Here is a 16,133-nt window from a genome sequence, read left to right on the forward strand (position 1 = left end):
AATGCTGTGACCAACATGGGCGCTTTGGAGATTGCAGCATGAAGCTGAACATGGACCTGCAGACCGCGCTGATCGTCGCGGGTTTGGTATTCCTGGTGCTGCTGTTTGGCTACAACCAGTGGCAGATCCGCAAGGCGCGCCGTCCGCGCGAGCTGAGCCCCGAGGACGACCTGCCGCCGATGCGCGAGCCGGTGGTCGGCCAGGCCACTGCCCCGGAGACCGCGGCGCGGCTGCACGAGGCCAACGCCGAGTCGGTGCAGCGGCGCGAGCCGACGCTGGCGCCGGGCACGCCGGCAGCATCGTCGCAGCCCAACCACGTGGCCGCCGCGGCCGCGGCCGCGGCCAGCACCGCCGATGCTGACGAGGCCGTGGCCGAGGAAGTCGCGGTGGCTGCCGGCGTGGTGCAGGCCGAGCCCGGCGCCGCGGCCGGCGACGCCGAGGCCGAATCCGCCCCGGCGACGGGCCCCGCGGTGGCCGATGCGCCGGCACCCGCTGCGGCGCCCGTACCCGCCCCAGCGCCGGCACCGATCCCGGCCCCGGTTCCGGCCCCGCTCGCCGCCGTTCCCGACGGCCAGCCCGCGCCGGCCGTGGTCGATCCGCTGATCGACTGCATCGTGCCGCTGCACCTGGAGCGCAAGGCCTCCGGCGACCGCATCCTGCCGCTGACCGGGCGGCTGCGCCGTGCCGGCACCAAGCAGGTCCATATCGAGGGTCTGCGCGCCGAAGCCAATGCCTGGGAACCGGTCACCGCCGGCCACCAGTACGAAGACCTGCAGGTCGGCGTGCAGCTGGCCAACCGCAGCGGCCCGCTCAATGCGCTGGAGTTCTCCGAGTTCATCACCGCGGTGGAATCGCTGGCCGAGGCGCTCGACGCCTCCGCCGACCTGCCCGACATGAGCGAGACCGTGGCCAACGCGCGCGAACTGGATGGCTTTGCCGCCGGCAGCGACGTGCAGCTGGGCGTCAATGTGATTTCCGACGGCGCGCCGTGGTCGGCCGCCTACGTGCAGAACGTGGCCACGCAGGACGGGCTGGTGCTGTCGCGCGACGGCACGCGCTTTATCCGCTATCAGGCCAATGCCGAAGGCGTGCAGCGCCCGCTGTTCACGCTGCAGTTCGGCGATACCAACTTCCTGCGCGACGACCTGACCGTCAAGTCCGGGCGCCAGATCACGCTGCTGCTCGACGTGCCGCTGGCGGACCAGGGCGCCAGGCCGTTCAAGACGGTTTGCGAATACGGCAACACGCTGGCCCAGCGCATGGGCGCGCAACTGGTCGACGACAATATGCGCCCGCTGACCGAAGCCTCGTTCATCGCCATCTTCAGCCAGCTGGAAACGCTGTACCAGAAGCTGGAAGCGCGCGGCATGCCGGCCGGCTCGCCGGTGGCGCTGCGCTTGTTCAGCGTCTAGCCGGAGCCTGCCATGACCGCAAAACCACGCGGCGCGCAGGCTGAAGCCTCCGCGCCCGCCGGCGGCTTGCCGCCCGAAGCCGCAGCCAGGCGCGTCGCCTGGCTGCACGACGAGCTCAACCGCCACAGCTACCAGTACTACGTGCTGGACGCGCCCACCATCCCGGATGCCGAGTACGACGCGCTGTTCGCCGAACTGATGGCGCTCGAGCTGGAGCATCCCGAGCTGCAGTCGCCGGATTCGCCCACGCAGCGCGTCGGCGGCGAGGCGCTGGCCGCCTTCGACACGGTGCGCCACCGCGTGCCGATGCTGTCGCTGAACAACGGGTTCGCCGACGACGACGTGCTCAACTTCGACCGCCGCTGCGCGCAGGGCCTGGGCCGCACCGCACCCGCGGCGGGCGAGGCCGACCTGTTCAGCGCGGCTGACGCGGTGGAGTACTCCTGCGAGCTGAAGTTCGACGGGCTGGCCATGTCGCTGCGCTATGAAGACGGCCGGCTGGTGCAGGCCGCCACCCGCGGCGACGGCGAGACCGGCGAGGACGTGACCGTCAACGTGCGCACCATCAAGGCGATCCCGCTGAAGCTGCGCGGCCAGGCGCCGGCGGTACTGGAAGTGCGCGGCGAGGTCTTCATGTATCGCCGCGATTTCGACAAGCTCAACGCGCGCCAGGCGGAAGCCGGCGAAAAGACCTTCGTCAATCCGCGCAACGCCGCTGCCGGCAGCCTGCGCCAGCTCGATCCGCGCATCACCGCGAAGCGGCCGCTGTCGTTCTTCGCCTATGGCCTGGGCGAGCTGCAGGGCGTGGACCGCCCGCCCACGCACAGCGCCATGCTCGACGGCTTCGATGCGCTGGGCCTGCCGGTGTGCAAGGAACGCGCCGTGGTCAAGGGGGCGCAGGGATTGCTCGGTTTCTACCGCGATATCGGCGAGCGCCGTGATGACCTGCCATACGATATCGACGGCGTGGTCTACAAGGTCAACGCGCTGGCCGAGCAGGACCGGTTGGGCTTTGTCTCGCGCGCGCCGCGCTTTGCGCTGGCGCACAAGTTCCCGGCGCAGGAAATGACCACCATCGTCGAGGACATCGAGGTGCAGGTCGGCCGTACCGGCGCGATCACGCCGGTGGCGCGGCTGCAGCCGGTGTTCGTCGGCGGCGTGACCGTGACCAATGCCACGCTGCATAACGAGGACGAGATCCGCCGCAAGGATGTCCATATCGGCGACACCGTGATCGTGCGCCGCGCCGGCGACGTGATCCCGGAGGTGGTGGCGGTGGTGGCCGAGCGCCGTCCGGCGGATGCGCGCGCCTTCGTGATGCCGACGGCCTGCCCGGTGTGCGGTTCGCATATCGAGCGGCTGGAAGACGAGGCGATCGCGCGCTGCACCGGCGGCCTGATCTGCGCGGCACAGCGCAAACAGGCGCTGCTGCATTTTGCGCAGCGCCGTGCCATGGATATCGAAGGGCTGGGCGACAAGGTGGTCGAGCAGCTGGTGGACCAGGGCATCGTGCGCACGCCGGCCGACCTGTACAAGCTTGGCGTGGCCAAGCTGGCGGCGCTGGAGCGCATGGCCGACAAGTCGGCGACCAACCTCGTCGCGGCGATCGAGGCGTCGCGCGAGACGACGCTGAACCGCTTTATCTTCGCGCTCGGCATCCGCCACGTGGGCGAGGCCACCGCCAAGGATCTCGCCAGGCATTTCGGCAAGCTCGACGGGCTGATGGCCGCCGACGAAGCCGCGCTGCTCGAGGTCAACGACGTCGGCCCGGTGGTGGCGCAGTCGATCGCGCACTTCTTTGGCGAGCCGCATAACGTCGAGGTCATCGAACAACTGCGCGCCGCAGGCGTACACTGGCCGGAGAGCGAGCCGGCCGCCAGGACGCCGGCGCCGCTGTCGGGCAAGACCTTCGTGCTGACCGGCACGCTGCCGACGATGTCGCGCGAGGACGCCAAGGAATTGCTAGAGGCCGCGGGCGCCAAGGTGGCGGGCTCGGTGTCGAAGAAGACCGACTATGTGGTCGCTGGCGCCGAAGCCGGCAGCAAGCTGGACAAGGCCGAGGCGCTGGGCGTGCCGGTGCTGGACGAGGCCGGCATGCTCGCGTTGCTGGCAGAAGCGGGCGCCGCGCCCGCGCAGGATTAGACCGGGGAAACAGCCATGATCCGCGAGATTCTCAAGATGGGCGATCCGCGCCTGCTGCAGGTGGCGCGGAAGGTCGAGCGTTTCAATACGCCCGAACTGCGCACGCTGATCGAAGACATGTTCGACACCATGGACCACGCCAACGGCGCGGGGCTGGCCGCGCCGCAGATCGGCGTGGACCTGCAGGTGGTGATCTTCGGCTTCGACCGCAACCCGCGCTATCCGGATGCGCCGATGGTGCCCAAGACGGTGCTGATGAACCCTGTGCTGGAGATGCTGTCGGACGAGCTGGAAGACGGCTGGGAAGGGTGCCTGTCGGTGCCCGGCCTGCGCGGGGTGGTGCCGCGGCATGTGCGGCTGAAATACAGCGGGTACGACCTCATGGGCAACCGGATCGAGCGGGTTGCCGAGGGCTTCCATGCGCGCGTGGTGCAGCATGAGTGCGACCACCTGCAGGGCATTCTTTACCCGATGCGGATCCGGGATTTTTCGCGGTTTGGGTTTACCGAGATCCTGTTTCCGGATTTGCCGGCCAATAGCGACGAGTGATCGCCTGCTGCCGGTTTGCTCCCCTCTCCCGCAAGCGGGAGAGGGAGCACGCAATCGGTACAGACATGAGGCTGTGGCAATTTGCCAAAGTCTGTCAAAAAAAGCGGCCATCGCGGCCGCTTTTTTCACATCAGAACTTCTCGAACTGCCCCAGGAACCGCCACTTCCCCGGCGGCAGGTCGCCCAGCACCACGCGGCCCATGCGCACGCGCTTCAGGCCAACCACTTCCAGCCCGACCTGCTCGCACATCCGGCGGATCTGGCGCTTGCGGCCCTCGCGCAGCACAAAGCGCAGCTGTTCTTCGTTCTGCCAGCTGACCTTGGCCGGCTTGAGCAGCACGCCGTCCAGCGACAGGCCGTGGCGCAGCAGCTCGAGCTGGTCGGCGGGGAATGCCTCGCTGACATTGCGCTCGACCGCACCTTGCGGGCCGTGCCAGACCACGCGCACCAGGTACTCCTTCTCGACGTTCGAATCCTCGCCGATCAGCGCGCGCGCGACGCGGCCATCCTGCGTCAGCACCAGCAGGCCGGTTGAGTCGATATCGAGGCGGCCGGCGGGCGCCAGGCTCTTGCGTTGCCACGGCGCGAAACGCTTGCGCGACGGGTCGCCTTCCCACTGGTTCTCGGCGGTGAACAGCACCGCGGCGGGCTCGTAGCCGTCCTCGGCCTGGCCGGAGACGTATCCCACCGGCTTGTGCAGCAGCACGGTGACGCGCTCGCCCTGTTCGGAGCGCGCTTCCTGCAGGATCTCGATTTCGGCATCCGGGCGGATGCGGCTGCCCAGCTCGGTCACCGGCTTGCCGTCGACCAGCACCCAGCCGCGCGGAATCCATTCATCGGCTTCGCGGCGCGAGCACAAGCCGAGTTCGGACATGCGCTTGGACAGGCGCACCAGGCCGTCGTCATGGGTAGCCTCGGGCGCGGCATCGGCGCGGGCGGCCTGCTGCGGGCGCGGGGCCGGTGCCTGCGGCCGGGCGGTGCCGGCGGTGCGGATGCGGTCCGCGGCATCGCTGAAGCGGCGCGCCGGCGCCGAGCCTTCGTGGCGGCGTTCGCCGGTGGGGGCAGGGCGACGGGGACGGTTTTCGTCGTCGCCATAGCGGCGCGGACGGTTGTCGTCGTCGCCGAAGCGCCGCGGCGGACGCGATTCATTGCCTTCGAAGCGGCGCGGGCGGGCTTCGCCGCGATCGTCGCCATAGCGGCGCGGACGGTTGTCGTCGTCGCCAAAGCGCCGCGGCGGACGCGACTCATTGCCTTCGAAGCGGCGCGGACGAGCCTCACCACGATCGTCGCCGTAGCGGCGCGGACGATTGTCGTCGTCGCCAAAACGTCGAGGCGGGCGCGCTTCGCCTTCGGCACGGCGCGGCCGTGCCTGGCGCTCGCCGTCAGCGGGCCGCGGCGGACGCGGCTTGCGCACGTCGCCGCCCGATTGCGCTTCGCCTGGCGCGCGGCGGCCGGCACTCTTGCCGCCGTCATTCTGCTGCGCACGCTTGATGCCTTCGGTCACGGCCCGCACGCGGTTGCGGTTCAGGTCCGAAACCCGCACCGGGCGGTTGCCGGTCTTGCGCGCGGCCGTGCCGGTATCGCTTGCGGCCTTGATGCCTAGCGTCTTGCGCTTCGGCGAATTGCTGTCGGTCATATCGTTGATGCTGTCCGCCGCCTCAGATCGCGAGGGCGGCGAGCAAGTCCTGTTCAAGCTGAATCTGCAATCGGTTGTCGGCGGCCAGGCGGCTGCCGTCTACCAGGAACACGTCTTCGACGCGTTCGCCCAGGGTGTTGATGCGTGCCGAATGCACGGACACGCGATGCCGTGCCAGTACGCGGGCGATGGCGTACAGCAGGCCGGTGCGGTCGTTGGCGGAAAGCGACAGCAGGTAATACTGGCCGCGCTCGTCCGCGCGCAGGTCCACGCGCGGCTTGATCGGGAAGCTGCGCGACTGGCGCGACAGGCGTCCCTGCGTGGGCTCGGGCAGGGCGTCCTGCTGGCGCAGCTTTTCGCAAAGCTCGTGCTCCACCAGCGCGATGATGTCGCGGTAGTTGCCACGGTAGTTGTCATTTCCTGCCATGCCGGGGTCCGTGACCTGGAACGTGTCCAGCGCGTAGCCGTGCCGGGTGGTGTGGATCTTGGCGTCCTGGATCGAAAACGCCTTGCGCTCGAAATAGCCGCAGATGCGCGCGAACAGGTCGGGCTGGTCCTGCACGTAGACAGCCACCTGCAGGCCTTCGCCCGCAGGCGAGATGCGTGCCTTCACCACGGGGGCGGGGCTGTCGACCTTGTCGTACAGGTGCCGCGTGAGCCAGGCGATATCGCGCGCATCGTGGCGCAGGAAGAAGGCCACGTCGAGCTGCGCCCACAGCCGCTTGCCGAGCTCGGGATCGAACGCCTTGAGCCGCAGCGTCGAGATGGTTTCTTCCTTGCGCTGCGCCCACAGCGAGTGCGAATCGACCCTGGCGCCGCCGAGCACGCGCAGCGTGATCCGGTACAGGTCTTCCAGCAGCTTGCCCTTCCACGCGTTCCAGACCTTGGGGCTGGTGCCGCGGATATCGGCCACCGTCAGCAGGAACAGCGCGGTCAGGTAGCGTTCGCTGCCGACCACGCGCGCGAAGGCATGAACCACTTCCGGATCGGTCAGGTCCTGCTTCTGCGCCACGTGGCTCATGGTCAGGTGGTGCTCGACCAGCCAGCTGATCAGGTCGGCATCTTCGCGCGCGATGCCATGCTGCTTGCAGAAGCGGCGCGCGTCCTGCGTGCCGAGCTTGGAATGGTCGCCGCCGCGGCCCTTGGCGATGTCATGGAACAGCGCCGCCACCCACAGCACCCACGGCTTGTCGAAGCTCGCCATCAGCTGGCTGCAGAACGGGAACTCGTGCGTGTGCTCGACGATGGCGAAGCGGCGCATGTTGCGCACTACCATCAGGATGTGCTGGTCCACGGTGTAGACGTGGAACAGGTCGTGCTGCATCTGCCCGACGATGCGGCGGAAGTTGATCAGGTAGCGCCCCAGCACGCTGGTCTGGTTCATCAGCCGCAGCGCGTGAGTGATGCCTTGCGGCTCCTGCATGATGGCCAGGAACAGGCGGCGGTTTTCCGGGTCGTTGCGCCAGCTTGCGGTCATCACGGTGCGGGCGTTGTACAGCCCGCGCAGCGTGCGCGGCGACAGGCCCTTCACGCCGGGCGTGCGCTGGTACAGCAGGAAGGTTTCCAGGATCGCGTGCGGATCGCGCTCATACACGTCGTCGCTGGTGATCTCCAGCATGCCCTGGCGCTCGACAAAGCGTTCGTTGAGCACGCGCGTGACCTGCGACTCGCTCGGGAACAGCATCGCCTCGATGTTCAGCAGCAGCACGCTGTTGAGCTGCGTGACTGCCTTCGCCGCCCAGTAGTAGCGCCGCATCAGCTGCTCGCTGGCGCGCTTGTTGGTGGTCTGGCGGTAGCCGAAGGATTCCGCCAGCGCGGTCTGCAGGTCGAACACCAGCACGTCCTGGCGCCGGCCCGCCACCAGGTGCAGGCGCGCGCGGATGGTCTTGAGCAGGCGCTCGTTGCGCGCCAGTTCCTGCGCTTCGCGCTGCGTCAGCAGGCCGCGCTCGAACAGTTCTTTCCAGCTGTCGCCCAGGCCCGCGGCCTTGGTCATCCACAGGATCACCTGCAGGTCGCGCAGGCCGCCCGGGCTTTCCTTGCAGTTGGGCTCGAGCGCGTAGGGCGTGTCCTGGTACTTGGCGTGGCGCTGGCGCATTTCCAGCAGTTTGGCCTGGAAGAACGCGGCCGGGTCCAGGTCGGCGAGGTAGCGCGTGCGCATCGACTCGAACAGCTTGCGGCTCCCGGTCACCAGCCGCGCCTCCAGCAGCGAGGTCCGGATGGTGATGTCCTGGCGCGACTCGCCGATGCAATCGTCCACGGTGCGTACCGACGAGCCGATCTCCAGCCCCAGGTCCCAGCACAGGCCGATAAAGCGCTCCAGCCGCCCGGTGGTGTCCTGGTCGGGATCGGCGGGCAGCAGCAGCAGCACGTCGACGTCCGAATAGGGCAGCAGCTCGCCGCGGCCGTAGCCGCCCACCGCCACCAGCGCCGCACCCGCGGGCATCTGCAGCCCGCGCCACGCCTCTACCAGCGCGGCGTCGACGGCGCGGCGCAGCCGCGTGATCAGCGTGCCGACGTTGGCACTGGTATTGAAGTCGGCAAACAGGACCTGCTTGTCGGCTTTGAGCTGTTCGCGCACGCGCGTGGCCAGCAGAAGTTCCGGCGTGGTGTCCATGGAGAGGGCGGGGTGGTTCGTGGGCACGGCTGGAAAAATAAGGGCGCCGCTCAGGCGCCCTGGCTGGTGTGCGACCTCAGGCCGCGACGGATTCCGTAATGAAGGCCGGCGGCGCCGGTGTGCCGGCGGAGACCGTCAGCACTTCATACCCGGTCTCGGTGACCAGCACGGTGTGCTCCCACTGCGCCGACAGGCTGCGGTCGCGGGTCTTGACCGTCCACTGGTCGGGCATGGTGCGGATATCGCGCTTGCCGGCGTTGATCATCGGCTCCACGGTGAAGATCATGCCGGCCTTGATCTCGGCGCCGGTGCCGGCTCGGCCGTAGTGCAGGATCTGCGGGTCTTCGTGGAAGTTCTTGCCGATGCCGTGGCCGCAGTATTCGCGCACCACGCTGTAGCCGGCGGCTTCGGCGTGCACCTGGATGGCATGGCCGATGTCGCCGAGGCGCGCGCCATGGCGTACCTGGGCGATGCCCTTCCACATGCATTCGTATGTCACCTGCGCCAGGCGCTTGGCCAGGATCGAGCCCTCGCCGGCGATGAACATGCGGCTGGTGTCGCCGTAGTAGCCTTCCTTGGTGATGACGGTGATGTCCAGGTTGACCGCGTCGCCGCTCTTGAGCACGCGCTCGCCGGGAATGCCATGGCAGATCACGTCGTTGACCGAGGTGCAGATCGCGCCGGGGAAGGGCGGGTAGCCGGGGGGCGCATAGTTCAGTGGCGCCGGCACGGTGCCTTGCACGTCACGCATGTAGGCGTGGCACAGGCGGTCCAGCTCGCCCGTGGTGACGCCCGGCTGGACGAAGGGCGTGATGTAGTCGAGGACTTCGGAGGCAAGGCGGCAAGCCACGCGCATCTGGGCGATGTCTTCGGCGGTGTTCAGGTAAATGCTCATGCTGCGTCGCCAAAAGTGATGGCGGGGCCACTGGCCGCGCCGAATTCGAAAGGTCAATGTCGGATTATCGCACCATCGGAGCCTGATAGCAGCCTGTGCCGAGGCGCTTTTGGACGGCGCCTCTCCAACGCGGGTGCTGCGGTTGCGATCCGGGCGGCTTGAGCGCCCGATGCTTTTCTTGCTAGAATAGCGGGCTGACTTGATTGCGGCGCAGCATTGCATCCGCCAGGCCGGTATTTTGCAGCATCTGCTGCACGGTTTCTTGGAAATCGTTTTTGGAAATCGCTGGCCCGCCTATCCGGGGTGTTCCTTTTCAGGAATGTCGGGGCGGGCTTCAGACCTAACCCTTTGGAGAATCACATGTCCGTTACCATGCGCGAAATGCTGGAAGCCGGTTGCCACTTCGGCCACCAGACCCGCTTCTGGAACCCGAAGATGGCCCCCTTCATCTTCGGCCATCGCAACAAGATCCACATCATCAACCTCGAAAAGACGTTGCCGATGTTCCAGGACGCCATGAAGTACGTGCGTCAGCTGGCAGCCAATCGCGGCACCATCCTTTTCGTGGGCACCAAGCGCCAGTCGCGCGAAATCCTGGCTGAAGAAGCAGGCCGCGCCGGCATGCCCTACGTCGACGCCCGCTGGCTCGGCGGCATGCTGACCAACTTCAAGACGGTCAAGACCTCGATCAAGCGCCTGAAGGACATGGAAGCCGCCAAGGAAGCCGGCGCGCTGGAAACCATGAGCAAGAAGGAAGCGCTGATGTTCGAGCGCGAGATGATCAAGCTGGAAAAGTCGATCGGCGGCATCAAGGACATGGGCGGCGTGCCTGACGCCATCTTCGTGGTCGACGTCGGCTACCACAAGATTGCCGTGACCGAAGCCAACAAGCTGGGCATCCCCGTGATCGGCGTGGTCGATACCAACCACTCGCCGGACGGCATCGACTACGTGATCCCGGGCAACGACGACTCGAGCAAGGCTGTGGCCCTGTACGTGCGCGGCGTGGCTGACGCGATCCTGGAAGGCCGTGCCAACGCGGTGCAGGAAGTCGTTGAAGCCGCCCGCGGCGACGACGAATTCGTCGAAGTGCAGGAAGGCTGATAGCCTCCGGCCCGCTGTTTGAAAGGAACCCGATAGCGCGCACGTCAACATAAGACAGCAAGCATCGCTTGCCGCCCGGCATGCCGGGCAGCGCGCAGGGCGCAAGCCGGGGTACTTCGGCAGCAGGGCAAAAAAAGGGGGCACATCTGGCGCCCCCTTTTTTCGAATTTGAATTGTTGTCATCCGCCGCAGGCAATATCTGCCGCGGGTGCGCTGTAGACCCACCGACCGGGTGCCGCGGGCGACTGCCGGGGCCCGGCGCGAACCATTCAAGGAGTGACAAATGGCGGCAATTACCGCAAGCATGGTTGCAGAACTGCGCGCGAAGACCGACGCGCCGATGATGGAATGCAAGAAGGCCCTGACCGAGGCCGACGGCGACCTGAACAAGGCCGAAGAGCTGCTGCGCGTCAAGCTGGGCAACAAGGCCAGCAAGGCCGCATCGCGCGTGACCGCTGAAGGCGTGGTCGGTTCGTTCATCGACGGCACCACCGGCGCCCTGGTCGAACTGAACTGCGAGACCGATTTTGTCTCCAAGAACGACGACTTCCTGGCGTTCACGGCCAAGGTTGCCGAGCTGATCGCCAAGCAGAACCCGGCCGACGTGGCTGCCCTGTCGGCGCTGGAAATCGACGGCGTGAGCGTGGAAGCCACCCGTGCCGCCCTGATCGGCAAGATCGGCGAGAACATGACGATCCGCCGCTTTGTCCGTTACGCCAACGGCGGCAAGCTGGTTTCGTACCTGCACGGCACCCGTATCGGCGTGATGGTCGAGTTCGACGGCGACGAAGCCGCCGCCAAGGACGTGGCCATGCACGTGGCCGCCATGAAGCCGGTGTCGCTGTCGGCCGAGCAGGTCCCCGCCGACCTGATCGCCAAGGAGCGCAGCATCGCCGAGCAGAAGGCTGCCGAGTCGGGCAAGCCGGCCGAGATCGCCGCCAAGATGGTCGAGGGCTCGGTGCAGAAGTACCTGAAGGAGGTGTCGCTGTTCAACCAGCCGTTCGTGAAGAACGACAAGCAGACCGTCGAGCAGATGCTCAAGGCTGCCAACACGACCGTGAAGGGCTTCACCCTGTACGTCGTGGGCGAAGGCATCGAGAAGAAGCAGGACGACTTCGCCGCTGAAGTGGCCGCCCAGGTGGCCGCTGCCCAGAAGGGCTGATGTCAGGGGCGCGCCGGCCGGCCCTTGTGGGACGGTCCGGGCGCCTATAATGCCGCAGGGGCGCCGCAAGGTGCCCCTCTGCATAAGTAGCGCAGTGATGCGTATTGCACTTTGCAGCACGTTGACTGCAGCAGTCAGTTTTCGCGGTCGTCTTCCTGTCGCCTGCCGCCAGGGCGGGGCGACCCCGAAAACCGGCTTTCTCCCGCCGGTGGCGCGCGATCCGCGCCGCCGGTGTCAAAAAATCAATCGTCTCATTTGTGTTCAGTCCCAAACGAGCGACTTGCTCCTGCCCGAGGGTAAACATGCCAGCCTACAAGCGCGTCCTTCTGAAACTGTCCGGTGAAGCCCTGATGGGCGACGATGCCTTTGGCATCAACCGCTCCACCATCGAGGCGATGGTGAACGACATTGCCGAGATCGTGAAGCTCGGCGTCCAGGTCGCGGTGGTCATCGGCGGCGGCAATATCTTCCGCGGTGTCGCGGGCGGCGCGGCCGGCATGGATCGCGCCACGGCCGACTACATGGGCATGCTGGCCACCATGATGAACGCGCTGGCCCTGCAGGACGCGATGCGCCACGCCAATATCGAAGGCCGCGTACAGTCCGCGCTGCGCATGGACCAGGTGGTCGAGCCGTACATCCGCCCGCGCGCGATTCGCCAGCTGGAAGAGGGCAAGGTGGTGATCTTCGCCGCCGGCACCGGCAACCCGTTCTTCACCACTGATACCGCCGCCGCGCTGCGCGGCTCGGAAATCGGTGCCGAGGTTGTGCTCAAGGCGACCAAGGTGGACGGCGTCTACACCGCCGACCCCAAGAAGGACCCGAGCGCCACGCGCTACACCACCATCAGCTTCGACGAGGCGATCTCGAAGAACCTGCAGGTGATGGACGCTACCGCCTTCGCCCTGTGCCGCGACCAGAAGCTGCCGATCCGCGTGTTCTCGATCGTCAAGCCGGGCGCGCTCAAGCGCGTGATCCTGGGCGAAGACGAGGGTACCCTGGTCCACGTCTGAGTCCGGCGCCCCCCGATGCCGCGCCACGGCGCTGGTGTCTGGCCGGGCAAAGAGTAGAATGATTCATTTTCGATCCCGCCCGGCGGGATCATGGTTGGCTGATTTCCGGAGGTTAACATGAGCGTCGCCGACACAAAGAAGAGCGTCGAGCAGAAAATGCAGAAGTCGATCGAAGCCTTCAAGGCCGATCTGGCGAAGATCCGCACTGGCCGTGCCCACACCGGCCTGCTCGACCACGTTCAGGTGGATTACTACGGTTCGATGGTGCCGATCAGCCAGGTCGCCAGCGTCGGCCTGGCCGATGCGCGTACGATCACGGTGCAGCCGTGGGAAAAGAAGATGGTGGGGGCGGTCGAGAAGGCCATCCGCGATTGCGACCTGGGCCTGAACCCGGCCACCATGGGCGACGTGATCCGCGTGCCGATGCCCGCGCTGACCGAAGAGCGCCGCAAGGAGCTGACCAAGGTCGTCAAGGGCGAGGCCGAGGGTGCCAAGGTTGCGGTGCGCAACCTGCGCCGCGATGCCAATGAGCAGTTCAAGAAGCTGGTCAAGGACAAGGCCATCTCGGAGGACGACGAGCGCCGCGGCCAGGACGAGGTGCAGAAGCTGACCGACAAGTACGTGGCCGAGATCGACAAGATGGTCGCCGAAAAAGAGAAGGAGATCATGACGGTCTGACGCCGTCCCGGCATTTGCCGGGGCTGCCGCGACCGTCTGCCATCATGCAGCACATCAGTTCAACACTCGCCGTACCCGATACCTCCTACGTGCCCGGTCACGTTGCCATCATCATGGACGGCAACGGCCGCTGGGCGACCCAGCGGCACCTGCCGCGCGTTGCCGGGCACTCCCGGGGGCTGGATGCTGTGCGCGCGGTGGTGGAAGCCTGCGCCGCGCGCGGCGTGCAGTACCTGACGCTGTTCGCGTTCAGTTCCGAGAACTGGCGCCGGCCGGCGGACGAGGTGTCGTTCCTGATGCGGCTGTTCATGATGTCGCTGCGGCGCGAAGTGGTGAAGATGCACGCCAACAACATCCGCCTGCGGGTGGTTGGCGATCTGGCCCGCTTCAGCCCGCGCATCCAGAAACTGATCAAGGACGCCGAGGCCCGCACCGCAGGCAACACCGGCCTGACCGTGACCATCGCCGCCAACTACGGTGGCCGCTGGGACCTGCTGCAGGCCATGCGCAAGATGCTGGCGCGCTCGCCGATGCTCGATCCGGAGTCGATCGACGAATCGATGCTCGCCCCGCACCTGGCCATGGCCTATGCGCCGGAGCCCGACCTGTTCATCCGCACCGGCGGCGAACAGCGCATCAGCAATTTCCTGTTGTGGCAGCTCGCGTATTCCGAGCTGTATTTCACCGACGTGTACTGGCCGGATTTCGACGCCGCCGAGCTGGACAAGGCCTTTGCCTCGTACCGCCAGCGCGAACGCCGTTTCGGCCGCACCAGCGCGCAACTGGTTGCGCCGGGACTATCGGGCACCGCCTGACACCCTGGCCGATCCGGGCTACTCCAATAACTACCACGGGACCGCAGCGCATGCTCCTCACCCGCGTCATCACCGCCCTGTGCCTGTTGCTGCTGATTCTTCCGATCCTGTTCCTGGCGCCGCCGGCCGGCCTGGCGGGCCTGCTCGGGGTGATCGTGCTGCTGGCGGGCTGGGAATTCGGACGCCTGATCGGACTGCGCGGGCCCTGGCCCTATGTCTATGCGCTGGCCTGCCTGATCGCCACCATCACCTGGCATGACATGCCGCTGCGCCACGCCACCACCTGGCTGCTGGAAGCGGCGGTGGTGTGCTGGGGCGTGGCGCTGGTCTTGCTGGCGCGCGGCGTGCGCACCGCCACGCCGGGCTTTGCCGTGCTGGGGGCCATACTGGGCCTGGTCATGCTGCCCGCGTTTGCCCATGCCACGATGATCCTGCGCGGCGCCGGCATCGGCGTGCTGCTGACGGCGGCCGTGCTGGTGTGGGCGGCCGACATCGGCGCCTATTTCACCGGCAAGGCCATCGGCCGGCGCAAGCTGGCACCGTCCATCAGCCCGGGCAAGTCCTGGGAGGGCGCCATCGGCGGCTGGCTGCTGGCGCTCGTCATCGGCCTGGCGCTGGCCGCCACCCATGCCTTCGCGCCGACGTGGTTCTCGGTGCTGGGCGACCGCGGCGGCCTGGGCTACGTGGCCGCGCTGACCACGCTGCTGGTCGCGGCGAGCGTGATCGGCGATCTGTTCGAGTCGCTGCTCAAGCGGCAGGTCGGCATGAAGGACAGCAGCCGGCTGCTGCCGGGCCATGGCGGCGTGCTGGACCGGATCGATGCCTTGCTGCCGGTGTTCCCGCTGGCGGCACTGATGCTGATTTTTCTCTGAAGCCTTCTCTGAAGCGGTCTGATATGCAGCGCATTACCATCCTTGGCGCCACCGGCTCGATCGGCGAAAGCACGCTCGATGTCGTCCGCCGCCATCCCGACCGCTACGCCGTGCACGCGCTGACGGCGCATCGGCAAGTGCGCAAGCTGGCCGAGCAATGCATTGCGTTCCGCCCGGCCCGCGCCGTGGTAGGCAGTGCCGAGGCGGCCGGCGAGCTGCAGGCGCTGCTGCGCGATGCCGGTGTCGATACCGAAGTCAGCCACGGCGAGGCCGAGCTGGAATCGGTCGCCGCCGACGCGCAGACGGACGCCGTGATGGCCGCGATCGTCGGCGCCGCCGGCCTGCGCCCGACGCTGGCCGCTGCGCGTGCCGGCAAGCGCGTGCTGCTGGCCAACAAGGAAGCGCTGGTGATGTCCGGCCGCATCTTCATGGACGCGGTGCGCGAGCATGGCGCCACGCTGCTGCCGATCGACAGCGAGCACAATGCCATCTTCCAGTGCCTGCCTGCCGACGACCCGCGCTATGGCCGTGGCGTGGCCAAGGTGCTGCTGACCGCGTCGGGCGGGCCGTTCCGCACCCGCGATCCCGACACGCTGCATGACATTTCGCCGGACGAGGCCTGCGCCCACCCGAACTGGGTCATGGGCCGCAAGATCTCGGTCGACTCGGCCACCATGATGAACAAGGGCCTCGAGGTCATCGAGGCGCACTGGCTGTTCGGCGCGCCGGCCGAGCGCATCGAGGTGCTGATCCACCCGCAGAGCATCGTGCATTCGATGGTGGCCTACCACGACGGCTCGGTGCTGGCGCAGCTGGGCAACCCGGACATGCGCACGCCGATCGCCTACGGCCTCGCCTATCCCGAGCGCATCGATGCCGGCGTGACGCCGCTCGACCTGACGCTGGCCGGCGGGCTGCATTTCGAGAAGCCGGACCTGCAGCGCTTCCCGTGCCTGGGGCTGGCCTTCGACGCGCTGCGCGCCGGTGGCGTGGCGCCGACCGTGCTCAATGCCGCCAACGAGGTGGCGGTCGAAGCATTCCTGGGCGGAAAAGTGCGCTTCACGGACATTTCGCGTTTGGTGGCTCAGGTGCTCCAGGCTGCACCGGCCGGCGCGGCGGACACGCTAGACGCCATCCTCGATGCCGACCGCATGGCGCGCGCGGCTGCGCGCGCGGCCGTTGCCGGGCTGGCGCCGCGCCACTGATCCGACGGACCGGCCCGCCGCATCTGCGACAATAGC

Annotated in this window: 13 protein-coding genes; 10 read left to right on the plus strand and 3 right to left on the minus strand. The window is 67.4% G+C overall.

Features of this window, described 5'->3' with window-relative positions:
- The first annotated feature begins 38 nt into the window (after window positions 1-38).
- From IPF36_RS06840 to def, 3 genes are read left to right on the plus strand one after another with little or no spacing between them, the layout of a single operon-like run.
- A complete protein-coding gene (locus tag IPF36_RS06840) occupies window positions 39-1,412 on the plus strand; it encodes a cell division protein ZipA C-terminal FtsZ-binding domain-containing protein (RefSeq protein WP_135705375.1) in 1,374 nt (457 codons plus the stop codon).
- Between the two features lie 12 nt (window positions 1,413-1,424).
- Window positions 1,425-3,554: an NAD-dependent DNA ligase LigA gene (ligA, locus tag IPF36_RS06845; RefSeq protein WP_195427624.1), complete on the plus strand. Its 2,130-nt coding sequence runs from the start codon at window positions 1,425-1,427 to the stop codon at window positions 3,552-3,554.
- A 15-nt stretch (window positions 3,555-3,569) separates the two neighbouring features.
- Entirely contained in the window at window positions 3,570-4,103 is a 534-nt protein-coding gene (gene def / locus IPF36_RS06850) for a peptide deformylase (protein WP_133096312.1), read from the plus strand.
- A gap of 130 nt (window positions 4,104-4,233) precedes the next feature.
- On the opposite strand, the gene IPF36_RS06855 is transcribed toward def, so the two are convergent.
- The 3 genes from IPF36_RS06855 to map form a co-directional block, all read right to left on the minus strand.
- Entirely contained in the window at window positions 4,234-5,739 is a 1,506-nt protein-coding gene (locus tag IPF36_RS06855) for a pseudouridine synthase (protein WP_195427625.1), read from the minus strand.
- A 22-nt stretch (window positions 5,740-5,761) separates the two neighbouring features.
- Window positions 5,762-8,353, minus strand: a complete 2,592-nt coding sequence (locus IPF36_RS06860; protein ID WP_135705371.1) for a [protein-PII] uridylyltransferase — start codon at window positions 8,351-8,353, stop codon at window positions 5,762-5,764.
- Between the two features lie 76 nt (window positions 8,354-8,429).
- Window positions 8,430-9,248 (minus strand): type I methionyl aminopeptidase, encoded by an 819-nt coding sequence (gene map, locus IPF36_RS06865; protein ID WP_133096309.1) that lies wholly within the window; start codon window positions 9,246-9,248, stop codon window positions 8,430-8,432.
- A gap of 360 nt (window positions 9,249-9,608) precedes the next feature.
- Here map and rpsB point away from each other — a divergent pair, with 360 nt between their 5' ends.
- From rpsB to ispC, 7 genes are all read left to right on the plus strand, one after another.
- The gene (rpsB, locus tag IPF36_RS06870; protein ID WP_029045850.1) at window positions 9,609-10,352 is read left to right on the plus strand and encodes a 30S ribosomal protein S2; all 744 of its coding nucleotides are present in this window, start codon (window positions 9,609-9,611) and stop codon (window positions 10,350-10,352) included.
- A gap of 283 nt (window positions 10,353-10,635) precedes the next feature.
- Entirely contained in the window at window positions 10,636-11,514 is an 879-nt protein-coding gene (tsf, locus tag IPF36_RS06875) for a translation elongation factor Ts (protein ID WP_133096308.1), read from the plus strand.
- A gap of 302 nt (window positions 11,515-11,816) precedes the next feature.
- On the plus strand, window positions 11,817-12,527 hold the full coding sequence (pyrH, locus tag IPF36_RS06880) for a UMP kinase (RefSeq protein ID WP_063237869.1): 711 nt from the start codon (window positions 11,817-11,819) through the stop codon (window positions 12,525-12,527).
- Window positions 12,528-12,644: 117 nt separating this feature from the next.
- Window positions 12,645-13,205: a ribosome recycling factor gene (gene frr / locus IPF36_RS06885; RefSeq protein WP_133096307.1), complete on the plus strand. Its 561-nt coding sequence runs from the start codon at window positions 12,645-12,647 to the stop codon at window positions 13,203-13,205.
- Between the two features lie 44 nt (window positions 13,206-13,249).
- A complete protein-coding gene (locus IPF36_RS06890) occupies window positions 13,250-14,020 on the plus strand; it encodes an isoprenyl transferase (RefSeq protein ID WP_135705370.1) in 771 nt (256 codons plus the stop codon).
- 50 nt (window positions 14,021-14,070) lie between these two features.
- The gene (locus IPF36_RS06895) at window positions 14,071-14,892 is read left to right on the plus strand and encodes a phosphatidate cytidylyltransferase (RefSeq protein ID WP_133096305.1); all 822 of its coding nucleotides are present in this window, start codon (window positions 14,071-14,073) and stop codon (window positions 14,890-14,892) included.
- A 23-nt stretch (window positions 14,893-14,915) separates the two neighbouring features.
- Window positions 14,916-16,097 carry a 1-deoxy-D-xylulose-5-phosphate reductoisomerase gene (gene ispC / locus IPF36_RS06900; protein ID WP_195427626.1) on the plus strand — a complete coding sequence of 394 codons (1,182 nt, stop codon included), beginning with the start codon at window positions 14,916-14,918 and terminating at the stop codon, window positions 16,095-16,097.
- Window positions 16,098-16,133 lie beyond the last annotated feature (36 nt).

The sequence above is a fragment of the Cupriavidus sp. IK-TO18 genome (assembly GCF_015549295.1).
Lineage (GTDB): Bacteria > Pseudomonadota > Gammaproteobacteria > Burkholderiales > Burkholderiaceae > Cupriavidus > Cupriavidus oxalaticus_A.

What these genes read in the sequence shown, in the direction of transcription:
- def (WP_133096312.1), top strand. Translation starts at nt 3,570, where the DNA reads ATGATCCGCGAGATTCTCAAGATGGGCGATCCGCGCCTGCTGCAGGTG.
- rpsB (WP_029045850.1), top strand. Translation starts at nt 9,609, where the DNA reads ATGTCCGTTACCATGCGCGAAATGCTGGAAGCCGGTTGCCACTTCGGC.
- map (WP_133096309.1), bottom strand. Translation starts at nt 9,248, where the DNA reads ATGAGCATTTACCTGAACACCGCCGAAGACATCGCCCAGATGCGCGTG.
- IPF36_RS06840 (WP_135705375.1), top strand. Translation starts at nt 39, where the DNA reads ATGAAGCTGAACATGGACCTGCAGACCGCGCTGATCGTCGCGGGTTTG.
- IPF36_RS06895 (WP_133096305.1), top strand. Translation starts at nt 14,071, where the DNA reads ATGCTCCTCACCCGCGTCATCACCGCCCTGTGCCTGTTGCTGCTGATT.
- IPF36_RS06860 (WP_135705371.1), bottom strand. Translation starts at nt 8,353, where the DNA reads ATGGACACCACGCCGGAACTTCTGCTGGCCACGCGCGTGCGCGAACAG.
- pyrH (WP_063237869.1), top strand. Translation starts at nt 11,817, where the DNA reads ATGCCAGCCTACAAGCGCGTCCTTCTGAAACTGTCCGGTGAAGCCCTG.
- IPF36_RS06890 (WP_135705370.1), top strand. Translation starts at nt 13,250, where the DNA reads ATGCAGCACATCAGTTCAACACTCGCCGTACCCGATACCTCCTACGTG.
- ligA (WP_195427624.1), top strand. Translation starts at nt 1,425, where the DNA reads ATGACCGCAAAACCACGCGGCGCGCAGGCTGAAGCCTCCGCGCCCGCC.
- ispC (WP_195427626.1), top strand. Translation starts at nt 14,916, where the DNA reads ATGCAGCGCATTACCATCCTTGGCGCCACCGGCTCGATCGGCGAAAGC.
- IPF36_RS06855 (WP_195427625.1), bottom strand. Translation starts at nt 5,739, where the DNA reads ATGACCGACAGCAATTCGCCGAAGCGCAAGACGCTAGGCATCAAGGCC.
- tsf (WP_133096308.1), top strand. Translation starts at nt 10,636, where the DNA reads ATGGCGGCAATTACCGCAAGCATGGTTGCAGAACTGCGCGCGAAGACC.
- frr (WP_133096307.1), top strand. Translation starts at nt 12,645, where the DNA reads ATGAGCGTCGCCGACACAAAGAAGAGCGTCGAGCAGAAAATGCAGAAG.